Genomic DNA, 19,098 nt, shown 5'->3' with positions numbered 1-19,098 from the left:
CGGCTGCTGCTGAAGCCTCACGAATGCAATCTCGCCGTCTGCGTCGCGATCGCCTGGCAAGCCTGTGGCTGACGGTTGCAGGTCTTGGCGTGATGGCGCTGGTGGTGGTGATGCTCGGCTATCTGATCAGCGTGTCATGGCCGCTGCTCAAACCGCCCGGCACGACGCCGAGCAGCTCGCAGGTACTGGAATCTCGAGCATTGGACACTCGCGCCGCGGACATGGACGAGTGGCGGATCGAGTGGCTGGCCGGCAACCGGTTGCAGCTGATCCAGCACACCGATGACGGTCTGCGTCGATCGAGTTCCCTCCAGGTACCCGAGGGACTGGATCATCGGCAGGCTCATCTCACGCAGAGCCGACAGCAGCTATGGCTGCGCATGCCCGATCGACAAGGTGATCGTCTGTGGCTGGCAAGACTGGCCTCGACCACGCCGCAAGGCAGCTGGCAGCAGCAATGGCTGCCCGGCCCGGCCAGCCTTTCGGCCCTGGAGGGGCAGTTGCTGGTCACGGCAGGGCCGCATGCCTTCACTCAATGGCAGTTGAACGATGCGTCCGCCGGCCAGGTACCTCTGGCCCGCAAGCTGGGCCGGCAGGAGCATGCTGCCCAGCCGATCACCGCCCTGAGTGTCCTGCGCGGCGGCAAGAGCCTAATCCTGGGGGATGCCGGCGGTGGACTGAGTCATTACCTGCTGCCCGCGCATGCCAGCCCGCTGATCAAGGCGGGAGACTTCGACAGTGGCCTGTCGGCCCCGGTGAGAACCATCGCCGCGGCACATCATGGGTTGGGCTTCGCGGCACTCGACGCGGATGGCCGACTCGGGCTGTATCTCGCCACGGCCGAGCGTCGTCGGCAGCTGGTGGACTGGCTGTCACCCGCACAGGTGGCGGCAGGAGTCGAGTTGAGCTTCCAGCAGGAGGATCGTCGTCTGCTGGCACGGCCAACGTCCGTGGCAGGTGGTCTGGGGGCTCTTGAACAGGCCTATGCGGGTCTCGAGATCCGTGATCCGCATCAGGTCGTGGGGCTTGGCGCGATCTTCGGCAAGGTCTGGTATGAGGGGCGTGACGCACCGGCCTGGATCTGGCAGCTGGAGAGCACCGGTGCCCATGAACCCCGCCTGTCGCTGGTACCCATCATGTGGGGGACGCTCAAGGTCGCGCTGGTCGGCCTGCTGTTTGCCGTGCCGTTGGGACTGGGCTGTGCCATCCATGTGGCCTGTTTCATGGCCCCGCGCCAGCGGGCGCGCATCAAGCCGATGCTGGAGATGATGGAGGCCTTGCCCACGGTGGTGATCGGCTTCATCGCGGCGCTGGTGGTCGCGCCCTTCGTCGAGCGTGAATTGATGGCCGTGCTGCTGGGGCTGGTACTGATTCCGCTGGGCACCATGGTGGCCGGTTTCGTGTGGACCCTGTCGCCGCGCGCACTGCGCAGCCTGATGCCGGAAAACATGGCCGCCTTCGGGCTGTTGCCGCTGCTGATGCTGCTGCTGTGGCTGGATGTGACGCTGGCTCATCAACTGGAAGCCTGGTGGTTCGAGGGCGACATCCGTCAATGGCTGTTTGCCCATCACGGCATCGATTACGCCCAGCGCAATACCCTGGTGACCGGTATGGCGCTGGGGCTGGCGGTGATGCCGACACTCTTCACGCTCAGTGAGGATGCGCTGTCCTCAGTCCCTCGCGGACTGGCGGCGGGGTCCGCGGCACTGGGGGCGACACCCTGGCAGAGTCTGCGCCGCGTGATCCTGCCGGCCGCCGCCGTCGGGCTGTTCTCCGCGATGATGATCGGCATGGGGCGCGCCGTGGGCGAGACGATGATCGTGTTGATGGTCGCCGGCAACACGCCGCTGGTGGATGCCAGCCTGTTCGAGGGAGTGCGCTCACTGGCGGCGACCCTGGCGATCGAGTTGCCGGAAGCCGAGGTCGGCAGCAGCCATTACCGCCTGCTGTTCCTTGCCGCGCTGGCCTTGTTCCTCTTCACCTTCGTGGTCAATACGCTGGCGGAAGTGCTGCGGCTGCGCTTCATGCCGCCGCAACGTGGAGGCTGGGGATGAGTCGTCCTGATGTGGTACCGCCGTCCTCGTTGCTCAGACCTCGTGAGCCTGTGACGGCGCGTCTGGCGCGTTACTGGCGTGATGGTGGCCCCTGGGGCTGGCTGAATGCCATGGCGGTCAGTGTCTCGCTGGTACTGGTGCTGGGGCTGATCAGCCTGCTGGTGGTAGGCTCGCTCAGTCACTTCTGGCCCTCACGGCTGGTCGAGGTCGAACTCACCACCCAGCCGGGGCAGAGCGTCACGGCGCTCAAGACCACCCGTGGCGAGCCGGCGGCGGACAACCGTCACCTGCTGGGCGAATTGATGCATGAGGAGCTGCGTCCCTCGGCAGCGGACACCGGTGATCAGCAACGTGAGCGACAGTCGCAGCGCTGGTGGCTGCTGCAGACCTCCTCTCAGGATGGGGCCTCGGCGAGCTGGCAGTGGCTGCCGGATACCCTGATGGAGAATATCCGCTTTCCTCGCCAGGCACTGATGCTGGAAATGCGCGACGGGCGAGTGCTGTATGGCATGGCCAGAGCGCTGAGTGATCCGCTCACCGGTGAGCTGGATCATTCTCCGCAGCTCTCCTCCGACAGTGCGGTCCCGGGGGCACCGACTCCTTCACTGCACCAGAATGCCGAGGCACTGCATGCGCGGTTGGAGGCGCTTGAGGGCCAGCGCCGTCAGCTGGCGGCACTGCGCGCTGACAGCGAGGCCTTGAGCGCGCGCCTGCTGGCCTTGCAGCAGCAACTGTCCGCTCGACAAGGGCCTGTCACGACGCAGGACGAGGCGGATGCCTCCTTGATCGCGGAGCTCGAGACGACACGCGAGGCACTGATCACCCGTGAGGGGCAACTGCTGGCCCTCCGGGGAGCCCTGGACGCCGGCCAGCTGCTGCTCGGGGGCAATGGTGGTCATGAGGGGCGCATCGCGCTGAATGACATCCGTCATGTCTGGCAGCCGAATGCCATGGGCTTTGGCGGACGACTGTTGCTGACGCTGGAGCGCTTTCGCGACTTCGTCTCCGGCTCGCCCAATGAAGGCAGTGGCGGCATCTGGCCCGCCATCTTCGGTACCGTGCTGATGGTGGTGCTGATGGCGATTCTGGTGATGCCCTTCGGCGTGATGGCGGCCCTCTATCTGCATGAGGTCGCGCATCAGGGGCGTCTCACGCGACTGACCCGCATCGCGCTGCGCAATCTCGCCGGCGTGCCTTCCATCGTCTATGGAGTCTTCGGGCTGGGGTTCTTCGTCTACGGGCTGGGGGCCGGCCTGGATGAACTGTTCTTTTCCGAGCGTCTGCCGACCCCCACCTTCGGCACCGGTGGATTGCTGTGGGCATCGCTGACGCTGGCGCTGCTGACGCTGCCGGTGGTGATCGTGGCCACGGAGGAGGGGCTGGCGCGGGTGCCGCATCGCCTGCGCGAAGGCGCGCTGGCACTGGGTGCCACGCGCTTCGAGACCCTCAGGCGCGTGGTGATACCCGCGGCATCTCCGGCCTTGATGACCGGGCTGATTCTGGCGGTGGCGCGTGCGGCAGGCGAGGTCGCGCCCTTGATGCTGGTCGGCGTGGTCAAGCTGGCGCCGGACCTGCCGCTGGATGACAGCTTCCCGTGGCTGCATCTGGATCGCAAGTTCATGCACCTCGGCCATCAGGTCTATGATCTGGCCTTCCAGAGCAGCGATGCCTTCAGCAGTCGCCCGCTGGTCTATGCGACCGCACTGGTGCTGGTGGTCGTGATCCTGTGCCTCAATCTGAGTGCCATTCGCCTGCGTCACATGCTGGCACAACGTTACAAGGGAGCCACCGAATGAAGCGTGACTCTGCACGTGAGAGCGTCCAGTCGAGCTCGCAGCACCCCGAGGTCGTCAATCCGCAGGACACGTGCCTGGAAACCCGCCACCTGTGCCTCGATTATCAGGCGCAGGTGGGCAAGGAGCGTCACCGGCGGCGTGCGCTTGACGATATCAGCCTGCGCATCGCGCGCAAGCGCGTGACGGCTTTCATCGGCCCCTCGGGGTGTGGCAAGTCGAGCCTGCTGCGCACCTTCAATCGCATGACTGATCTCGATGAGCAGTCACGCCTGAGCGGCAAGGTCTGGCTGGAAGGCGAGGACATCCATGCCCGGGGCGTGGATGTCCCCATGCTGCGCCGGCGCGTCGGCATGGTGTTCCAGACGCCCAACCCCTTTCCGATGTCGGTCTACGAGAACGTGGCCTTCGGGCTGAGGCTGGTCGGCGAGAATGACAAGCGCCATCTGGATGACAAGGTCGAATCCTGTCTGCGGGCCGCGGCGCTGTGGGAGGAAGTGAAGGACCGGCTGTTCGACAGTGCGCTGGGGCTTTCCGGTGGCCAGCAGCAGCGCCTGGTGATCGCGCGCACGCTGGCGGTGGAGCCGGAAGTCCTGCTGCTGGATGAGCCAGCCTCGGCGCTGGATCCGATCTCGACGCTCAAGATCGAGGAGCTGATCCGCTCGCTGCGCTCACGCCTGACGTTGGTCATCGTCACCCACAACATGCAGCAGGCAGCACGTGTCTCGGATGCCACGGCCTTTCTGCATGAAGGGCAGCTGGTGGAATATGCCCCGACCGATCAGCTGTTCACCAACCCGCGTCGTCGCCAGACCGAGGACTACATCACCGGCCGTTTCGGGTGAGATCACCGAAGCGGCACTGCAGGTGGCTGACACGTGTCTCGCGCGGGACGTTGGCGGATGGGCCATCGCGTTGTGGATATTTCAGCGCGGCGCGAGATTCGATTGGCGTCCCGGCGCTCGAGTGAAATATAACTGCAATCAAGAGGCGTCATGCTAGGAGGGAGCCGCCTGCGCCAGACCCTGCTGCAGCGCTTCTACATCAATGCCACATGTCAGAGACCGCCTGCCTCGGCGGATGACTTCCCGGGAGAGGGTAATGGATATCACCAGCGATTCGCACGGCAAGCACATATCCCAGCAGTTCAATCACGAGCTGGATGCGCTGAAGACACACCTGCTGGCCATGGGCGGTCTGGTGGAGAAGCAGCTGCAGGATGCCGTCACGGCCCTGCTGGAGGGTGACAGCGAGACGGCGACACGCGTGCGTGACAATGACAAGGCCGTCAACGACATGCAGCTGAAGATCGATGACGAGTGCACCCGCGTGCTGGCGCGCCGTCAGCCGGCGGCCTCCGATCTGCGTCTGGTGCTGGCCGTGATTCGCGCCACCTCGGATCTGGAGCGTATCGGCGATGAATCCAGCAAGATCGCGCGCAATGCCATCTCGCTGGTCGAGAACGGCCAGAGCCCGCGTGGCATGGTCGAGGTGCGTCACCTCAGTCAGCATGTGCGCAGCATGGTGCGTGACTCGCTGACCGCCTTCGCCCGCTTCGACACGGATCTGGCGCTCAAGGTACTGCGTGAGGACGCCTCGGTGGATCTGGAATACCAGAGCGCGATGCGTTCGCTGATGACCTTCATGATGGAAGACGCGCGCCAGATCACCCCGGTGCTCAACGTGATGTGGATTCTGCGTGCGCTGGAGCGTATCGGGGATCACGCCGACAACCTCGCCGAGTACGTCATCTTCCTGGTCAAGGGCGTGGACGTGCGTCACACCGACACCCATGACCTCCAGCCGCAGGATCTCGACAAGCCCTGACGTGCAGGCCCCTTCCCCGGGGCCTGACGCCTGTCTGCCGATGACGCCCCGCCTCTGTCCCGCCGACGGAGTGCGGGGCGTCTGCCATTCGATGCGCCGACAGCTGCGTGGGGCGGGTGGTAGTGCTAGGGTGTGGCTCCGGCCGCCTGAGGGCAGCCGCCTTTCACGAGATGACGAGGACGTCGCATGATTGATGCCGTATCGGCGCTGGTCCGCGGGACCCGCATGGTCTATACCCCCGGGCTACGCCGTTTCGTGTTCGTACCACTGGCGATCAACCTGGTGCTCTACAGTGCCACGCTGTGGCTGTTGTTCAGCCAGTTCGAGGGCTGGATCGATTACTGGATGCTCAAGGTGCCCAGCTGGCTGGAATGGCTGAGCTGGTTGATCTGGCCGGTGCTGGTGCTGAGTCTGTTGCTGGCGGTGTTCTTCACCTTCAGCCTGGTGACCAATCTGATCGCGGCGCCGTTCTACGGCATTCTGGCCGAGAAGGTTGAGCATCGTCTGGATGGCACCCTGATCGAGGATGAGCGTGGCCTGGTGAAGATCGGGATCGACTCGCTGGGGCGCGAGATGGCCAAACTGGGTTACTTCATTCCCCGCATGATCGCGCTGTTCATTCTCGGCTTCATTCCGGGCCTGAATCTGCTCTCACCGCTGCTGTGGGGGCTGTTCTCGGCCTGGAGCATGGCGATCCAGTATCTGGACTATCCGATGGACAACCATCAGGTCAGCTTCGGCGACATGAAGCAGCGTCTCAAGGCGCGCTGGTGGCCGTCACTGACCTTCGGTGGTGCCGTGTTCGTGCTGACGCTGGTGCCCTTGGCCAACCTGCTGTTCATTCCCGGGGCCGTGGCGGGTGCCGTCCTGATGTGGCAGAGCCACTACCGACAGCTGCCTGCCCCGCGCCGCTGAGCCAGGCTTTATCGCGAGCGTTGATGAACGCAGATACCACGACGCCCCGCCGTGACCTCATGCAGAGGGCGCGGCGGGGCGTTCGTGTCAGTGGGGCTGCAACCGTCAGGCAGTCGTCGCGCAGCGGCGTTCCGCCGGGAAATGACAACGGAAGCGTGCGCCCTCGCCGGGCAGGCTGTCGATCTCCAGGCGGCCCTGATGGCGGATCAGCACATGCTTGACGATGGCCAGTCCCAGCCCGGTGCCACCAGTGGCGGTGCTGCGTCCCTTGTCGATGCGATAGAAGCGCTCCGTCAGGCGCGGTAGATGCACGGGATCAATGCCGTCACCGTCATCCTCCACCTCGACCATCACGCCCTCGGTGGTGCTCTGGCAGCGCAGCGTGATGTGGCAGTCTTCCGGCGTGTAACGCACCGCATTGAAGACCAGATTCGAGATCGCGCTTCTCAGCTCCTGCTCCTCACCCATCAGGGCCAGTCCGGGCTCGACCTCCACCGTGATGACATGCCGCTCCTTCGAGAGGCCTTCGGCATCTTCCCGGATACGCGTCAGCAGCTGTGCCATGTCGATGCGACGTCCTTCGCCCGACAGCTCGTCGGTCTCCAGGCGCGACAGGGTCAGCAGATCCTCGACGAGGTGCTGCATGCGGTCGGTCTGACTCTGCATCTGTCCCAGGCCACGCTGCCAGCGCGGGGGCAGGTCATCGGCATAGTCGGAATAGGTCTCGAGGTAGCCGGCCAGTACCGTCAGCGGCGTGCGCAGCTCATGGGAGACATTGGCCACGAAATCGCGGCGCATTTCCTCGAGACGGTAGAGACGGGTGACATCGCGCACCATCACCAGGCGCTCGTTGTCACCGAACAGGGTGATGGAGATCTGCAGGGTCAGGTTGTCGGAGAGCGGCGATTGCAGGGTCAGCGGCTCACGATAGGCCAGCCGATTGAAGTAATCGATGAACACGGGGTCACGCAGATAGTTGGTGACGTGCTGGCCGCGGTCGTGACTGGCCTTGAGGCCGATCAACTGCTCGGCAGCGCTGTTCCACCACTCCATGTCGCCGTGATTGTCGAGCATCACCAAGCCATCGCGCATCGCTTCCGAGGATTCCTGGATGCGGTTGAGGATACTGCGCAGTCGCTCCTGCGCCTGACGCTGACCCTTCTGGTAGCGATACAGACGATCGAGCAGATCCCCCCAGACGCCATCGCCGGGCGGCGGCTCTTCATGGGGGTTGGTGATCAGCCAGGTGTAGAGGCTCTTGAGGTGCTTGAGATGGACGAACAGGTACAGCGCCAGCCCCAGCGCCAGGCCCCAGCCCAGCAGGCCGAGCAGTCCGCCGACCAGCCCGAAGCCGCCCGCCAGATAGCCCAGCCGCCATAGCTCGTTCGTCCAGTAGCGCATCCGCGTCTCAGGCCTGGGCGCTGAAGCGATAACCGGTACCGCGGACGGTCTGGATCAAGTGCTGATGCCCCTCGCCCAGCGCCTTGCGCAGACGACGAATGTGCACGTCCACGGTGCGCTCCTCGACATAGACATTGCCGCCCCAGACCTGATCCAGCAGCTGGCTGCGGGTGTAGGCGCGCTCCTGATGGGTCATGAAGAACTGCAGCAGGCGGTATTCGGTGGGGCCGACCTCCAGGGAGTTGCCGTGTGCGGTCACGCGGTGGCTGGCGGGGTCGAGCATCAGACCCTCGACTTCCACCGACTCCTCGACGCCCTTGGGCGTGGTGCGGCGCAGCACGGCCTTGAGGCGTGCCACCAGCTCGCGTGGCGAGAAGGGCTTGGTGATGTAATCGTCCGCCCCGGCCTCGAGCCCCTGGATCTTGTTGTCTTCCTCGCCCTTGGCGGTGAGCAGGATGATCGGCAGCTCCGCCGTGGTCTCGTCACGCTTGAGGCGGCGCGCCAGTTCCAGCCCGCTGGTGCCGGGCATCATCCAGTCCAGCAACAGCAGATCGGGCTTTTCATCGACGACGATGGCGTGGGCGTCCTGGGCATTGTCGGCCTCCAGCACGCGGTAATCCGCCATTTCCAGGGCGACGGCGATCATCTCGCGTATCGAGGATTCGTCGTCGACAATCAGTACGGTCTTGGAGCTCATCGCTAGATCCCATGCAGCAGTCGGCGCACGCGCCAGAATGACAAGTCGATGACGATTACAACCTGCTTATATGACAGTGAGATGACAATCGCCAGCTTGGCAGCTTGCCGCCCGGCTTGCCAGCGAGTCCCTCAACTCTCTCAAGGCGTGAATGTCACGCCTCGCCGCACGAGGAAGGTCGCTGGCAGACCGGATGAGGACTCGGGCCCGTTGGCCGGAAAGAGGGGTCAGGCAGCTGGCCAGGTCGCCAGCGCGATGCCCGCGAAGATCAGCAGGCCGGACCAGTGGTTGTTGAGAAATGCCTGGAAGCAGGGGCCACGCTCCCGCTCGCGAATCAGGCGCTGCTGCCAGACGAAGGTCACGGCCGCCGCGGCCAGCCCCAGCCAGTAGAAGATGCCCAGCGCCAGGTGCAGGCCGATGCCGATCAACACCGCCAGCATGCCCAGCTGCAGCAGACCGATCATCAGCGTGTCGGCGCGGCCGAACAGGACGGCGGTGGACTTGATGCCGACCTTGAGATCGTCATTGCGATCGACCATCGCATAGGCGGTGTCGTAGGCCACCGTCCACATCAGGTTGGCCGCGAACAGCCACCAGCCATAGGTCGGCACCTCCTCAAGCGTCGCCGCGAAGGCCATCGGAATCGCCCAGCCGAAGGCGGCACCCAGCACCACCTGCGGCAGATGATGGAAGCGCTTCATGAACGGATAGCTGGCCGCCAGTAGCACGGCGACGATCGACAGCAGCACCGTGGTCAGGTTGGTGAAGCACACCAGCACGAAGGCGGCCGCGACCAGCACACCGAACAGGGTCAGCGCCTCGCGCTCCGTGATGCGTCCTGAGGTCAGCGGGCGGTCCCGGGTGCGTTCGACATGCTTGTCCCAGTGGCGATCCGCGTAGTCGTTGATCACGCAGCCGGCGGCACGCATCAGATAGACACCAGCCACGAAGATCAGCAGCGTATCGCGGTCCGGTAGCCCATCGGCCGCCAGCCACAGGGCCCAGAGGGTCGGCCACATCAGCAGCCAGGTGCCGATGGGGCGGTCCAGACGAGTCAGGGCGAGGTAATCGGCCAGTTTGGACGGGCGGGAAGCGGATGACGCTGACATCAAGACTCCTGATCGAACGGCAGTGGGGAATCAGAGTTCCAGAGCGTGCTGGAACCGAGGGGTGAAACCTTCCTGGACCAGTACCCGGAAGCGACCGTGCGAGAACATCGAGCGGCGCATCCACAGGCTGGCGGTGCGTGCCAGCGGCTGCGTGCTGGCAAGTCTCAGTGGCGCCCGGCTGACATCGATGGCGCTGCGGGTCAGGTCGGGCTGGCGGAACAGCCAATGGCCCAGCGAGCCTTCGCCGAGCGTCGAAAGACGGTGGCCATGGGCCAGGTCCAGCGCCGCCAGCGAGCGCGCGATCACCCAGGGCTCATCGCCATGACACAGGGCCACTTCGCGCCGCCAGACATGGCGTCGTGGCGCGATACCCAGCATCCGCGCCTCATCCCGCCGGGCAGGGCCGGTGTCCTGCAGCAGCAGGCGCACGCGCAGCCCCTGACCATCGAGCATGCGCATGGCGTGATCGAGACGCTGGGTCAGCGAGTCGCTGGAGGACAGCCATGGCCACCAGCCGGCCGGCATGACGCCTTGCAGGCTCGCGGCGGGCTGCCAGTGGCGGCGGACCGCCGAGTCCATCGCTCTCTGGTGAGCGCAGGGAGTGCTGAGTTCCGAGCGAGACATGGCCCGGATGGCGATCTTGCCGGCAAACGCTGCCGAGTGGGAGTGACAGACCACGATGAATTCCCTGTCAGGATGACAAGTGGCGAGTCTAGCACGCCCGAACCGCAAGGCCTGCAGCGTGAGCATGCCCGCGCCAGTGGCAGGCTGGTATGCTGGGGCCCGACTACCCTCTTTTCCTCTCGGATCGATCTCAGGAGATGGCGCCATGCGCGACCCTCGTACCCTTGTCATCATCGGCACCGGCATGGCCGGCATTGGCTTGGCGCGTGCCCTGCGTTCGCGTGACAAGGACAGTCGACTGATCCTGGTCAGTCAGGACAGTGGCCACGATTACGCCAAGCCTCTGCTGTCCACCGCCTTTGCCAAGGGCATGAGCGCCCGGGCATTGGCACGGCAGACCTCCGTGGCCCTGGTGGATGAACTGGACGCCGAGCTGCGCACCCATCAGCGAGTGACGAGCATCGATACCCACGCGCGACAGGTCTGGCTGGGCGAGGAATGCCTGGCCTATGACGAGCTGGTGCTGGCACTCGGTGCCGCGCCGCGGCGACCCTTCCCCATCGATGACTCGGTCGGCTCGCGCGTGATGAGCATCAATGATCTCGATGACTACGCCGCCTTCAGCGCCACGCTGACGGCAGCGCGTGAGGCGGGGGAGAGTGGCCGTGTCGTGATCGTCGGTGCCGGTCTGGTGGGGTGTGAATACGCCAATGACCTGAAAGCCGCAGGACATGAGGTCACCCTGGTCGCGGCGGAAGACACTCCGCTGGATGGCTTGCTTCCCCAGGCGCTCGGCCAGCGACTTGGCAAGGCCTTCGATGCCATCGGCGTGCGTCGGCTGCAAGGCGAGATGGTCGAGACCATCACCGCCGGCAAGGCAACGCAGGCACCTGTCAGCGTGGTACTGCAGAGTGGTCATGCGGTGGAGGGCTCGCTGGTGCTGCTGGCTACGGGGCTCGCGCCACGCATCAAGCTGGCACAGGGCGCGGGGTTGAGTGCTGGCGGGGATGGCATCCGCGTCGATCGTCACCTTGCGACCTCCCGGCCGCATGTCTGGGCGCTGGGAGACTGCGCCAGTGTCGAAGGGGTCAATGCCATGTACGTGCAGCCCCTGCAGGCCGCGGCTCGGGTGCTGGCCGCCAATCTGTGCGGCGAGGCGGTCGAGCTCGACTGGAAGGCCTGGCCCGTGCTGGTCAAGACACCGGCGCTGCCCATCGTGGCCTACCCGCCTCGGACGGCCGTGGCGCGCTGGGACATCACGGGCGAGGGAGATGATCTCGATGCACGCGCTCTCGATGCGAACGAACGCTTGATTGGATATGCGTTGACAGGCGCCTCCGTTCGCAGGAAAGTCGAGCTGGCGCGGCAGGCACCGCCGTTGCTAGGCTAGGCGATGCCATGGCCGATGGTCGCAGACCCCTTGAAGCCAGCGTAGTCAGGCACGATAGTGAAGTTTCCGTCACAGAGCGTCAGGCGAGAATCAGGGACGACGTGTTACCGGTGACGTTCACCCCGTGAAAGGGGGACCCGGTATGGCATCGCCCAAGCGCCATGCAATGCCAGCAAGTGCAGCAACATCCGTGCAAGAACAACATCCGTGCAAGAACAACAATGAATCGGCGGCTGAGCCGCCCGTGCAGAATGCCAAACCAGGAGGGCTTTTCATGCGCAAGCCAGAACTCGCTGCGGCCATCGCCGAGCGTGCGGATCTGTCCAAGGACAAGGCTAGTCAGGTGTTGAACGTGATTCTCGACGAGATCACCCACACGGTCGCCAAGGGCAACGATGTTTCATTGATTGGTTTTGGCTCCTTCACGGTGCGTCAGCGTGCAGCGCGTACCGGCAAGAACCCCCAGACAGGCAAACCCCTGACCATCCCGGCCAGCAAGACAGTGGCCTTCAAGCCGGGCAAGTCATTGAAGGATGCGGTGACCAAGTAAGTCTGGTCCACGCCGCCGCGCCCCTGCTGGCGTGGCGGCCCGCCATGCTTGCCCGATGTCAGTATCGATGCCACCGGCTCCGCCACTCGGGCCCGGTGGCATTTTGTCATGGACGGTATCGATGGCTGTTCGCGGCTGACCGCTTGACCGTGCCGCCTCTCAAGGAAGGATTGACGCCATGAAGCTCAAGTTGCTGTTGTGGGTACTGGGCCTGCTGCTCAAGCGTGCCTTCCGGCGCGACCCCGAATTTCGCGCTCAGCTCGAGACGCGTTCGCTGGATTGGGGCGTTGCCACGGAGGATCTGAGCATCGCGCGTCATTATCGGATGTCTCGGGAAGGTGTGACCTCCGGCACCGGTCTGCCGGTGGATACGGAGCTTGAGCTGCGCTTCGCGGAGGCTGAGAGTGCGGTGGCCTTCCTGCTCAAGCCGTCTCCCAAGGCCTTCTTGAATGGCATGATGGAGCAGCGCGTGCGTCTGGTCGGGGATTCCGCCCAGCTCAATCGTCTGCAGTCATTGCTCAAGCGGATTCGCTGAACCGACGGCCATGCCGTAGTGACCGAAAAAAACGCCCCGCTGATCTGCTCAGCGGGGCGTTTTTCGTGAGGGCACGCAAGGTGTCACAGCAGATGCTTGAGGCCCGGGATGCCCTCGATGACCTGGTCGACCACACCATCGCCGGCTTGCTCGCGCGCATAGCTCAGCGTCTCATCGGCCACGCCACGTGCCTGATCCATGTTCAGGTCCAGTCCCATCAGCTTCTGGCCCAGCTCCAGTGCTCCCCCTCCGCTGCCTCCGGTGAATGCACTGACCGCCCCCATCAGGCCGCCCATGAGGCCACCGCCCCCGGACTCGGCGGCTTCCTCGCCAGCGCTGCCGATCAACCCTTCGGCGCCCGGAATGGCCCCCAGCAGTGATGCCGCCGGCCCATCCGGGCCCTGTTCACGCACGAACTTGAGAATGAGGCCGACCGCCTGTTCGGCAATCTCCGGTGACAGCCCGAGGGCGCCAGTGACACGTTCGATGAGTGGGTGCATCGGTATTCTCCATGAAATCCGGGGTAGGCATGAGTGGGTAGCATGAGTGGGTAGAGTGGCACGGACGGAGAGTTTGGCGCCTGAAGCGCTTGCCAACGCTTGTGTGAGCCGGAGCTATCGGACACGGCAGAACAGGGTGGTATGCTAGCGGCATAAATCTAAAGTCTAATGCGCTGCTCGCGCCCTGGTCACGGAACACTTCATGACACGCTCCCTGCAACACTCGCTCATCCACTCCCTGCGTCGACTGTGGACGCTGGATGCCTTCAGCTATTCGCTGCGCATGCTCATCGCGCTGGGCGGTGTGATGGCGGTAGGGTTCTGGCTGGACGAGATGGCGCTGGTGATCCCGCTGTTTCTCGGCGTGATTGCCTCGGGACTGGCGGAAACGGATGACCATTGGCGCGGGCGACTGCGCGCGCTGGGAATGACGCTGGCCTGCTTCAGCATCGCCGCCGTCTCGGTGGAGCTGCTGTTCGGCATGCCGCTGCCCTTCGTGATCGGCCTGGCGCTGGCCACCTTCACCCTGCCGATGCTGGCGGCGATCGATGCCCGCTACGGGGCCATCGCCCGCGCCTCGCTGATTCTGGCCGTGTACACCATGATCAGTCTCGAGCAGCAGCATGGCGATGGGCAGATCGCGCTGCTGGAACGCAGCCTGCCCGAGTGGCTGCGTGAGCCGGGACTGGGCATCAATCTGGTCCAGCCGTTGCTGCTGGTGATCGGCGCGACCTGGTATGGCCTGCTGTCGGTATTGTGGTGCGCGCTGTTCTCGCGTCAGCCGCTCAAGCACAGCATGGCGACCCTCTACCGTGAACTGGGCCGCTATCTGATTCTCAAGGCTCAACTGTTCGAGCCACTGCGCAACGTGGATCGCTCGGCGCGTCGTCTGGCGCTGGCGGAGCAGAATGGTCGCGTGGTCGTGGCGCTCAACCAGACCAAGGAGATGGTCTTCCGGCGTCTCGCCGGGCGGCGCGACACCAGCAAGCTGGATCGCTACCTGCGGCTCTACTTCATCGCCCAGGATCTTCATGAGCGGGCCAGTTCGAGCCATTACCCCTATGGCCAGCTCAGTGATGCCTTCTTCCACCACGATATCCTGTTCCGCTGTCAGCGCCTGCTGGAGCAGCAGGGCGGCGCCTGCAAGGGGCTGGGCCGGGCGCTGCTGATGCGTCAGCCCTTCGAGGCCAGTGACAGCCAGCAGGCGCTGGAAGACCTCAACGCCTCGCTCGAGTATCTCAAGCAGCAGCATCGTCCTGAATGGCGTCATCTGATGCAGGCGCTGGAGGCGCTGGCGGGCAACCTGCGGTTGATCGAAGGGCAGATCGAGCGACTCGGCGATCTGGAAGCCAGCAGCAGCGAAAGCGACAACAGCCTGCTGGACCGCTCGCCTCACGGCACGCGGGACATGCTCGAGCGCATTCGCAGCCATCTGACCCCGCGCTCGCCGATCTTCCGTCACTCGCTGCGCCTGACCGCGACCCTGGTGGCCGGCTATGGCGTGCTGCTGGCGGTCCACCCGACCCAGGGCTACTGGATTCTGCTGACGGGGCTGTTCGTCTGCCGGCCCAGCTTCGGCGATACCCGGCGCACCCTGGCTCAGCGCATCGTCGGTACCTTGATCGGCCTGCTGGCTGGCTGGGCGCTGATCAGCCTGTTCCCGGCCCCCACCCTCCAGGCCGGCATCGCCGTGGTCGCGGGGGTGCTGTTCTTCGCCACGCGCGGGTCACGCTACACCCTGGCGACGGCGGCCATCACCCTGATGGTGCTGGCCTGCTTCAACCAGGTCGGTGATGGCTTCGATCTCATCTGGCCGCGACTGTTCGATACGCTGGTCGGTGGCCTGCTGGCGGGGCTTTCCGTGGTGTTGATCCTGCCGGACTGGCAGGGCCGCAAGCTCTATCGTCAGGCCGGTGTCAGCCTCAAGACCAGCGGGCGCTATCTGGGGGAGGTGCTGTCCCAGTATCGTCACGGCAAGCGCGATGACCTGGCCTACCGCCTGGCGCGGCGCAATGCCCACAATGCCGACGCCGCCTTCTCGAGCCTGCTGGCGACGGCGCGCAAGGAGCCGGGCCATTTCCGGCGTGACGTGGAACCGGGCTTCGGCTTCCTGCTCCATGCCCATACCGCGCTGGGGTATCTGTCGGCATTGGCGGCGCATCGTGGCGAGCTGGAATCCACCTCGTCCGCCAGCAGCGGCATCGAGACGCTGTTGCGCCATGGCGAGCGTCTGAGTCAGCAGCTGACGACATTGGGTGAGCAGCTGGAGGCGGGCGGCGAGATCACCCTCACGCTGGAAAGCGATCATGAGATCGCGGCGCTGGAGGCCGAGATCGAGCAGGTCGAGTCCACCACCGGGCGCCTGGCGCTGTCACAGCTGATTCTGGTGCTGCGGCTGTTGCAGCCGCTGGAAAGTGCCGGCACCCAGCTGATCAAGGCCAGCCGCGCCAGCTGAGGGCTGGCGCGGCTGGCAAGTGGCCAAGTGAACGAGTGACCAGGTGAACGAGTGCGTTGGGGGACAGGTGGGCAGGGCGCTCAGACGGCGCCGTATTGGCCAGCCGCCTCCCCCAGCCAGCGGCGGATCAGGGGCTCCGCGGCCTGGGGGGCCTCAGTGAGAATGGCGTCGGCCAGGGTGGTAGTCGGGGCGATCAGGTCACTGTCACGCTCGAGATCGGCGATCTTCATCCCCGCCAGTCCCGTCTGACGCGTGCCCAGCACTTCGCCAGGCCCGCGCAGCTCCAGGTCCTTCTCGGCGATCTTGAAGCCGTCGGTGGTCTCGCGCATCACCGCCAGGCGTTGCCTGGAGTGCTGAGAGAGCGGCGGGTGATAGAGCAGCACGCAGAAGCTCTCGGTGCTGCCACGCCCGACACGCCCGCGTAGCTGGTGCAGCTGCGACAGGCCGAGACGCTCGGGGTTGTCGATCACCATCAGGCTGGCATTCGGCACATCGACCCCGACCTCGATCACCGTGGTGGCCACCAGCAGGTCATGTTCGCCTTCCTTGAACGCCGCCATCACCTCGGCCTTCTCGGCCGCCTTCATGCGGCCGTGCACCAGACCGATGGACAGCTCCGGCAACGCCTCGGTCAGCTCGTCACGCGTCACCTCGGCGGCCTGACAGGTCATCACCTCGGATTCCTCGATCAGCGTGCATACCCAATAGGCCTGACGACCCTCGGCGCAGGCGGCGCGAATGCGCTCGACCACCTCGGGGCGCCGCGGGTCGGCCACTGCCACGGTCTGCACCGGGGTACGTCCCGGGGGAAGCTCGTCGATCACCGAGAGATCGAGATCCGCGTAGGCGCTCATCGCCAGAGTGCGCGGGATCGGCGTGGCGGTCATGATCAGCTGATGGGGGGTCAGGCCGCCGGCCTCGCCCTTCTCGCGCAAGGCGAGACGCTGATGCACGCCGAAGCGATGCTGCTCATCGACGATCGCCAGCCCCAGGCGCTGGAAGGTCACGTCGGCCTGGAACAGCGCGTGAGTCCCGACCACCATGCGTGCCCGGCCATCAGCGATGGCCGCCTTGGCATCCAGCCGCGCCTTGCCCTTGAGCTTGCCGGCCAGCCACGCGACCTCGATGCCCAGCGGCTCCAGCCATTCGCGGAAGTTGCGATAGTGCTGCTCGGCGAGAATCTCGGTGGGGGCCATCAAGGCGGCCTGACAGCCGCCACCGATGGCGATCAGAGCCGCCATTGCCGCCACCACCGTCTTGCCCGAGCCCACGTCGCCCTGCACCAGGCGCAGCATCGGCACTTCGCGCGCCAGGTCACGGCGTACCTCATCCAGCACACGGCGTTGGGCGCCGGTCAGCGAGAAGGGCAACTGGGCAAGAAAGCGGGTGCTCAGGCCACCGCTGGCGCTCAACGAGGGGGCGCCATCCTGCTGGATGCGCGCTCGCACCTGCCGCAGGCTCAGCTGATGGGCGAGCAGCTCTTCCTGGGCGAGACGCCGCTGACTGGGATGCACGCCGTCGCTCATCTGATCGACGGGCGCATCCGGCGGCGGCTCATGCAGGAAACGCAGGCACTCGATCACCCCGGGCAGGCGAAAGCGTGCGCGCAGGGCCTCGGGGATCAGGTCCGGCAGCTCATGGGGCGTCTCCTCGAGCTGCTTGAGGGCCTGGCCGATCAAGCCGCGCAGGCGCGCCTGATTGAGTCCTTCGGTGGCCGGATAGATGGGGGTGAGGTGGTCTTCCACTGGGGCCGCGCCCTGACCGAGCAGACGGTATTCCGGATGATAGATCTCGAGACCGGTGGCCCCGGCACGCGCCTCGCCGAAGCAGCGCACGCTGTGGCCACGCTGGAACTGCTGTTGCTGGGCGGGAGAGAAGTGGAAGAAGCGCAGACTGAGGATGCCGCTGCCATCGCGCAGGCGCACCAGCAGGCTGCGCCGGCGACCCTTGACGATGTCGCAGGCCGTCACCTCGCCTTCCACCACGGCCTCCATGCCGCTCTTGAGCGTGCCGATGGGGGTGACGCGAGTCCTGTCCTGATAACGCAGCGGCAGGTGGAAGAGCAGGTCCGCCACGCGCTCCAGTCCCAGCCGCGACAGCTTTTCGTTCAGCGCGGGGCCGACCCCGCTCAGGCTGTCCAGCGGTTGCGCCAGCGCGCCGGTGGCAAAGACACCGGCGCTGGCGGGCCCGGCAGATGAGGCGTCCGTGCCCGCCCTGCTCATGCCGGTTCGTGGCTCTGGGAAGCGGAACCCTGCATGCCGTTCTCGTTGCTCTGGCGGGCGCGGGTCGAGCACTCGGCGATCGCCTGGCTGATCACGTCAATCGCCTTGGGGCGCGGGAAGCTGGCACGCCATGCCAGGGCCACGCTGCGGCTGGGGGCGGGGTCCTTGAAGGGCCGTGTCTCGAGCACGCCGCTCTCGTAATGGCCGGTACCGGTGGCCGAGTAGGGCAGCACGGTGATACCGAGGCCTGAGGCGACCATGTGACGAATGGTCTCCAGCGAGCCCCCCTCGGCGATCAGGGTATTCTCGGGATTGTTGATCTGATGGCCGATGGCCGGACACGCCTCGAGAATCTGATCACGGAAGCAGTGGCCCTCGCCCAGCATCAGCAGACGCTCATTGATCAATTGCTCCTTGGCGATGCTGTCCTGTTCGAGCAGCGCGTGACCCGACGGCAACAGCACCTCGAAGGGTTCTTCGTAGAGCGTCTTGGTCAGCACGTCGGTCTCGGTGAAGGGCAGCGCCACGATGATGATGTCCAGCTCACCGTTTCTGAGCTTGCGGCGCAGATCGCCGGTCATGCCTTCCTCGATGTAGAGCGGCATCTTCGGCGCACGCCGCGTCAGTTCCGGCACCAGATGCGGAAACAGGTAAGGTCCAATGGTATAGATGGCGCCGATGCGCAACGGGCTGGAGAGCTGATCCTTGCCGGCATTGGCCAGCTCCTTGATCACGCTGGACTGTTCCAGCACGCGCTGGGCCTGCTGAACGATCTTCTCGCCGAGCGGTGTGACCTGTACGGTGGACTTGGAACGCTCGAACAGTGCGACTCCCAGCTCCTCTTCCAGCTTCTTGACGGCCACCGACAGGGTCGGCTGCGAGACGAAGCAGCGCTCTGCGGCGCGTCCGAAATGACGCTCCTGGGCCAAGGTTACGATGTAGCGGAGTTCTGTTAGAGTCATGATTCCTGCCCGGAACTGGCATCCTGGGATGCGGTGGGTACCGATTCGTTTTACCAAGGAGCAC

Annotated in this window: 16 protein-coding genes; 9 read left to right on the top strand and 7 right to left on the bottom strand. The window is 65.2% G+C overall.

Annotated elements, in window-relative coordinates; genetic code table 11:
* Positions 1–23: 23 nt before the first annotated feature.
* From AC26AR_RS16600 to cysZ, 5 genes are all read left to right on the top strand, one after another.
* On the top strand, positions 24–2,054 hold the full coding sequence (locus AC26AR_RS16600) for an ABC transporter permease subunit (RefSeq protein ID WP_289863800.1): 2,031 nt from the start codon (positions 24–26) through the stop codon (positions 2,052–2,054).
* The gene (gene pstA / locus AC26AR_RS16595) at positions 2,051–3,850 is read left to right on the top strand and encodes a phosphate ABC transporter permease PstA (RefSeq protein ID WP_488107340.1); all 1,800 of its coding nucleotides are present in this window, start codon (positions 2,051–2,053) and stop codon (positions 3,848–3,850) included. The genes AC26AR_RS16600 and pstA overlap by 4 nt, the downstream gene beginning before the upstream one ends.
* Positions 3,847–4,692: a phosphate ABC transporter ATP-binding protein PstB gene (gene pstB / locus AC26AR_RS16590; protein ID WP_077379842.1), complete on the top strand. Its 846-nt coding sequence runs from the start codon at positions 3,847–3,849 to the stop codon at positions 4,690–4,692. The genes pstA and pstB overlap by 4 nt, the downstream gene beginning before the upstream one ends.
* Before the next feature lie 256 nt (positions 4,693–4,948).
* A complete protein-coding gene (phoU, locus tag AC26AR_RS16585) occupies positions 4,949–5,674 on the top strand; it encodes a phosphate signaling complex protein PhoU (protein ID WP_077379844.1) in 726 nt (241 codons plus the stop codon).
* Between the two features lie 186 nt (positions 5,675–5,860).
* Positions 5,861–6,589 (top strand): sulfate transporter CysZ, encoded by a 729-nt coding sequence (cysZ, locus tag AC26AR_RS16580; RefSeq protein ID WP_084207711.1) that lies wholly within the window; start codon positions 5,861–5,863, stop codon positions 6,587–6,589.
* 105 nt (positions 6,590–6,694) lie between these two features.
* On the opposite strand, the gene phoR is transcribed toward cysZ, so the two are convergent.
* The 4 genes from phoR to AC26AR_RS16560 form a co-directional block, all read right to left on the bottom strand.
* Complete coding sequence (gene phoR / locus AC26AR_RS16575; protein ID WP_191236406.1) at positions 6,695–7,990, bottom strand: phosphate regulon sensor histidine kinase PhoR; 1,296 nt, start codon at positions 7,988–7,990, stop codon at positions 6,695–6,697.
* 7 nt (positions 7,991–7,997) lie between these two features.
* Positions 7,998–8,687 carry a phosphate regulon transcriptional regulator PhoB gene (gene phoB, locus AC26AR_RS16570; RefSeq protein ID WP_077379851.1) on the bottom strand — a complete coding sequence of 230 codons (690 nt, stop codon included), beginning with the start codon at positions 8,685–8,687 and terminating at the stop codon, positions 7,998–8,000.
* 227 nt (positions 8,688–8,914) lie between these two features.
* Complete coding sequence (gene ubiA / locus AC26AR_RS16565) at positions 8,915–9,796, bottom strand: 4-hydroxybenzoate octaprenyltransferase (protein WP_084207713.1); 882 nt, start codon at positions 9,794–9,796, stop codon at positions 8,915–8,917.
* A gap of 30 nt (positions 9,797–9,826) precedes the next feature.
* On the bottom strand, positions 9,827–10,474 hold the full coding sequence (locus AC26AR_RS16560; protein WP_240704350.1) for a chorismate--pyruvate lyase family protein: 648 nt from the start codon (positions 10,472–10,474) through the stop codon (positions 9,827–9,829).
* A 151-nt stretch (positions 10,475–10,625) separates the two neighbouring features.
* Here AC26AR_RS16560 and AC26AR_RS16555 point away from each other — a divergent pair, with 151 nt between their 5' ends.
* The 3 genes from AC26AR_RS16555 to AC26AR_RS16545 all read left to right on the top strand — a co-directional run bounded on the left by AC26AR_RS16555 (position 10,626) and on the right by AC26AR_RS16545 (position 12,895).
* Complete coding sequence (locus AC26AR_RS16555) at positions 10,626–11,810, top strand: NAD(P)/FAD-dependent oxidoreductase (RefSeq protein ID WP_279855719.1); 1,185 nt, start codon at positions 10,626–10,628, stop codon at positions 11,808–11,810.
* A gap of 274 nt (positions 11,811–12,084) precedes the next feature.
* On the top strand, positions 12,085–12,360 hold the full coding sequence (locus AC26AR_RS16550; RefSeq protein ID WP_024952843.1) for an HU family DNA-binding protein: 276 nt from the start codon (positions 12,085–12,087) through the stop codon (positions 12,358–12,360).
* A gap of 178 nt (positions 12,361–12,538) precedes the next feature.
* Positions 12,539–12,895, top strand: a complete 357-nt coding sequence (locus tag AC26AR_RS16545) for a hypothetical protein (RefSeq protein ID WP_136939521.1) — start codon at positions 12,539–12,541, stop codon at positions 12,893–12,895.
* 83 nt (positions 12,896–12,978) lie between these two features.
* Here AC26AR_RS16545 and AC26AR_RS16540 read toward each other — a convergent pair whose 3' ends face one another.
* Positions 12,979–13,395 carry a DUF2780 domain-containing protein gene (locus AC26AR_RS16540; protein WP_077379862.1) on the bottom strand — a complete coding sequence of 139 codons (417 nt, stop codon included), beginning with the start codon at positions 13,393–13,395 and terminating at the stop codon, positions 12,979–12,981.
* Positions 13,396–13,597: 202 nt separating this feature from the next.
* Between AC26AR_RS16540 and yccS the strand changes: the two genes are divergently transcribed.
* A complete protein-coding gene (yccS, locus tag AC26AR_RS16535; RefSeq protein WP_084207716.1) occupies positions 13,598–15,850 on the top strand; it encodes a YccS family putative transporter in 2,253 nt (750 codons plus the stop codon).
* A gap of 80 nt (positions 15,851–15,930) precedes the next feature.
* On the opposite strand, the gene recG is transcribed toward yccS, so the two are convergent.
* Together recG and AC26AR_RS16525 are read right to left on the bottom strand one after the other, a co-directional pair.
* Positions 15,931–18,072, bottom strand: a complete 2,142-nt coding sequence (recG, locus tag AC26AR_RS16530) for an ATP-dependent DNA helicase RecG (protein ID WP_488107339.1) — start codon at positions 18,070–18,072, stop codon at positions 15,931–15,933.
* Entirely contained in the window at positions 18,069–19,034 is a 966-nt protein-coding gene (locus AC26AR_RS16525; protein WP_077379868.1) for a hydrogen peroxide-inducible genes activator, read from the bottom strand. Before AC26AR_RS16525 ends, recG begins: the two co-directional genes overlap by 4 nt.
* Positions 19,035–19,098 lie beyond the last annotated feature (64 nt).

This window comes from Cobetia sp. PS-4MA (assembly GCF_057670765.1).
This window is presented reverse-complemented; position numbering and strand designations above follow the sequence as displayed.

Excerpts from the sequence above, each read along its gene's own strand:
- AC26AR_RS16600 (WP_289863800.1), top strand. The coding sequence starts at position 24 with ATGCAATCTCGCCGTCTGCGTCGCGATCGCCTGGCAAGCCTGTGGCTG.
- pstA (WP_488107340.1), top strand. The coding sequence starts at position 2,051 with ATGAGTCGTCCTGATGTGGTACCGCCGTCCTCGTTGCTCAGACCTCGT.
- pstB (WP_077379842.1), top strand. The coding sequence starts at position 3,847 with ATGAAGCGTGACTCTGCACGTGAGAGCGTCCAGTCGAGCTCGCAGCAC.
- phoU (WP_077379844.1), top strand. The coding sequence starts at position 4,949 with ATGGATATCACCAGCGATTCGCACGGCAAGCACATATCCCAGCAGTTC.
- cysZ (WP_084207711.1), top strand. The coding sequence starts at position 5,861 with ATGATTGATGCCGTATCGGCGCTGGTCCGCGGGACCCGCATGGTCTAT.
- phoR (WP_191236406.1), bottom strand. The coding sequence starts at position 7,990 with ATGCGCTACTGGACGAACGAGCTATGGCGGCTGGGCTATCTGGCGGGC.
- phoB (WP_077379851.1), bottom strand. The coding sequence starts at position 8,687 with ATGAGCTCCAAGACCGTACTGATTGTCGACGACGAATCCTCGATACGC.
- ubiA (WP_084207713.1), bottom strand. The coding sequence starts at position 9,796 with ATGTCAGCGTCATCCGCTTCCCGCCCGTCCAAACTGGCCGATTACCTC.
- AC26AR_RS16555 (WP_279855719.1), top strand. The coding sequence starts at position 10,626 with ATGCGCGACCCTCGTACCCTTGTCATCATCGGCACCGGCATGGCCGGC.
- AC26AR_RS16550 (WP_024952843.1), top strand. The coding sequence starts at position 12,085 with ATGCGCAAGCCAGAACTCGCTGCGGCCATCGCCGAGCGTGCGGATCTG.
- AC26AR_RS16545 (WP_136939521.1), top strand. The coding sequence starts at position 12,539 with ATGAAGCTCAAGTTGCTGTTGTGGGTACTGGGCCTGCTGCTCAAGCGT.
- AC26AR_RS16540 (WP_077379862.1), bottom strand. The coding sequence starts at position 13,395 with ATGCACCCACTCATCGAACGTGTCACTGGCGCCCTCGGGCTGTCACCG.
- yccS (WP_084207716.1), top strand. The coding sequence starts at position 13,598 with ATGACACGCTCCCTGCAACACTCGCTCATCCACTCCCTGCGTCGACTG.
- recG (WP_488107339.1), bottom strand. The coding sequence starts at position 18,072 with ATGAGCAGGGCGGGCACGGACGCCTCATCTGCCGGGCCCGCCAGCGCC.
- AC26AR_RS16525 (WP_077379868.1), bottom strand. The coding sequence starts at position 19,034 with ATGACTCTAACAGAACTCCGCTACATCGTAACCTTGGCCCAGGAGCGT.